This is a genomic window from Neobacillus drentensis (genome assembly GCF_036965425.1).
GTDB classification, from domain to species: domain Bacteria; phylum Bacillota; class Bacilli; order Bacillales; family Cytobacillaceae; genus Neobacillus; species Neobacillus drentensis_F.
This window is the reverse complement of sequence record NZ_JBALPP010000047.1, coordinates 10783-13716: the sequence shown is the minus strand read 5'-3', so window position 1 is coordinate 13716 and position 2934 is coordinate 10783. Positions and strand designations below refer to the sequence as shown.

The 2934-nt window shown below is 37.9% G+C and carries 5 protein-coding genes; 2 read left to right on the top strand and 3 right to left on the bottom strand.

Features of this window, described 5'->3' with window-relative positions; genetic code table 11:
• Window positions 1–142 precede the first annotated feature (142 nt).
• Together V7161_RS13075 and V7161_RS13070 are read left to right on the top strand one after the other, a co-directional pair.
• A complete protein-coding gene (locus tag V7161_RS13075) occupies window positions 143–295 on the top strand; it encodes a hypothetical protein (RefSeq protein ID WP_335445552.1) in 153 nt (50 codons plus the stop codon).
• Window positions 296–308: 13 nt separating this feature from the next.
• On the top strand, window positions 309–593 hold the full coding sequence (locus V7161_RS13070; protein WP_335445551.1) for a transporter: 285 nt from the start codon (window positions 309–311) through the stop codon (window positions 591–593).
• 51 nt (window positions 594–644) lie between these two features.
• Here V7161_RS13070 and V7161_RS13065 read toward each other — a convergent pair whose 3' ends face one another.
• From V7161_RS13065 to V7161_RS13055, 3 genes are read right to left on the bottom strand one after another with little or no spacing between them, the layout of a single operon-like run.
• On the bottom strand, window positions 645–1382 hold the full coding sequence (locus V7161_RS13065) for a GNAT family N-acetyltransferase (protein WP_335445550.1): 738 nt from the start codon (window positions 1380–1382) through the stop codon (window positions 645–647).
• A 34-nt stretch (window positions 1383–1416) separates the two neighbouring features.
• Window positions 1417–2187, bottom strand: a complete 771-nt coding sequence (locus tag V7161_RS13060) for a cytochrome c oxidase assembly protein (RefSeq protein ID WP_335445549.1) — start codon at window positions 2185–2187, stop codon at window positions 1417–1419.
• Window positions 2177–2656 carry a DUF2243 domain-containing protein gene (locus V7161_RS13055; RefSeq protein WP_335445603.1) on the bottom strand — a complete coding sequence of 160 codons (480 nt, stop codon included), beginning with the start codon at window positions 2654–2656 and terminating at the stop codon, window positions 2177–2179. The genes V7161_RS13060 and V7161_RS13055 overlap by 11 nt, the downstream gene beginning before the upstream one ends.
• Window positions 2657–2934 lie beyond the last annotated feature (278 nt).

Sequence of the window (2934 nt, the reverse complement as noted above, 5' to 3'; positions counted from 1 at the left end):
TAATCATAGTATCAAACGTTTTTCCCGTCAATCATTTTTTAAAATTATTTTTTAAATGTATGTGGTTTATATCGAAATTGTATTTCAGTATAACGATGAATGCATAAAAGCCAAAGGGCACTACTTCCACGGAAGCGGCACAATGGCAACCGGTTTGGTAAAGATTCCTGGATTTGAAAAAGTAATTGGAGGGAATCTGAAGATGCGTCTAATACCCTCGGATGAGAAGAAGGTAATTGAAGGTGCTAAATCACAAACCATTCTTCGCCCACATATGATGTTAGGAATTATCTAAAGGAGTGAAAGGAATGGTTTATTATCCCCCTCAAGATCCAATGCGCCAGCAGCCACAATCTCCTCCCCCTCCATACGTACCGCCAAAGCCGGCTACTTCACATTATTTAATCGACTGTTTAAATCAATACACATATGTTTGGCTCGTAAATGGAGAAGGCTTCTGGTTTTACCCATTAACTGTCGAGTATGGGGCAGTAACAGGATATAGATGGAACGGTACATTCTGGACATTTTATGGTTTCGATGAGAGATTTATTGAAACCGTTGCCTGTTATCCAGTCCCAACACTATATTAAAAATAAAAACGCCTTGTGGATGAAACCCACAAGGTTATTTACTTAAAAAAATCATTCCACCCAATAACACCCACGGATCATCTCCTTCATCTCTTCATATCCTGCTTTTTTATACATGTTGATGGCGATCGGATTGTTGGCGTATAAATAGCTTACGGTATGAAGGGTTTTATCGTTAAACTCCGTGATAAAGTTGATTAATTGGGCTCCATAGCCTTTCCCTCTTTTATCACTTTTTGTGAAAACATCATTGATTCTAGAAATATCGCCCTGTTTGTACATAGACGCCATACATACCAAAGAATCATCCTCATATCCGCCAAACAGATAAAAATTTTTGTTACCTAAAGCCTTCATTAACGATTTATACCCCCACTCGCTCAACTCCTGACCAAAGTGGCTTATTTTCGTTTCATCTGACAAGTGAAGTCTTCTAATATCAATCGTTCTAACCCGGTCAATTAACTTTTTGTTTTTTTGGACATAGAAACTTATCTCTTCAATCTGTTTTAAAAATTCTTTCTTTTCTAAAAACAGTCCCGCCCTACTTTTGCTTTTAGTAAATGTATAGACACGCGGAGTAATCGCAATTTCCCTATAAAAAACGATGATTTCATTGATTACCAAATCCCAATCACCATCAAAATCTTCCTTAATATAAGCATGATTGCTATCGTAAGATAATGGATTATCTCGATCGTAAAAGATTCGGCCATATGGCTTTTCTACAACGTTCGCCTGCAGTTCCGCAAAATGATTCTCAAATTGGATGATTTTATCGACTAACAATTTTTTATCCTCCTACACTTCAATGACCGTAGCTTTATGATAACCGTCTTTCAGACGAAAACCGTCCCCATGCCAATGGCTTTTTGGATTTATACCATTGCCAGCAGAGAATGTAGATTAAAGCGATATCAATTGCATCTCCACCATAATACATTAGCATACTTCCCATTTCTGCCTGTGTTTTGGTTACCCCCAATGGCGGGTGGGCATATATGTATTTTGATAAGATTCCATGACTTGCGAATGAAAGGACCAAAACAATCGCACGGTAGATAAAATTGGTTCTATGCGGGGTTGGGTCAATAGAAATGAAAGCTGCTGCATACATATAACCTGCAAGGAATACATGTACATGTATGAAAAAATAAAGACCAATATTGTGATGCATCGCTGAATATAAGTCTGTAGTATAAAGGATCCATAATCCTCCCACATTGAATAGAGAAGCGAACATGGGGTCACTAAGGATCCGTATGGGATAACTCTTTAGAATTTTTGAAAGTTGTCGTGCCAGCTTTACATTGAGATTTCGCATAACAAGAGTCATTGGTGCAGATAGAACAATTAGAAGCGGAGAAGCCATTCCGAGAAGTAAATGTCCTAACATATGTGCGGTAAAATCCATATGAGCTCGATTTACTAAGGGGCCTGCAACTACTGCAGTTATACAAAGAATCCCTGACACCCAAAAGAGGGTGCGGTACAATGGCCACCTTTTGTATTGACGATTTGATCTAAAGCTAGCAAAGATATACACCATTAATAACAATACAAACGGAATAAACAGGATAAGCTCATTGTGCATGACTGTCTTTACCCCTTAGAGGCTTTGATTCCTTTTGTGTCCTTACAATTAGAATGATGCTAATAATGAGCATGATTAAGGCAAGTATGTTCCATATTATGTCGTAGATCATGACATTTTCAACATAGCGAATCTGGTGAATCCTCATAAGCTTGTGTTGGATGGTTCCATCGTATAACTGGAAGACTCCTCCCCCAAGCAGCATTCCGCCAATCCACCTTTTCAACCAAAATGCATTTCTACGCCGTAAGTCTGCAAGAAGGAATAGCCCCCCAATGGTTGCAAACCAACTTAAAGCATGAAATAAACCATCTGAGACCAAACCAATCCCCAATGTACTTTTGTCATAAAAATGATGCCAATGTAAAATTTGGTGAAAAACAGTTTCATCAAAAAAAGCAACGAAACCGATTCCGAAAAAAATACCCGACCATAAATTTCGGGCTAAAAATGAAGGATTTGCTTTCATAACCAAGATTGTTCCTCCAACCTATTATCTAATTTATTACAAATATAACCAATAGCACTTATCTTTAAGCAATATTGTTTGTTCATAACACCCTCAAAGGAAATGGCGAAAACGGCCACATCCATATTTATCGCACCATATTATATATGGGCTTTTCCTAATTACCAAAGAACCTAATTTTTTCTTCACTTGAGCATTAGGAGCTTTTCCAAATTACCGTAGGACAGAACATTTCCTTCACTCGGGTATTAGGAGCTTCTCCTAATTACCGTAGAAGC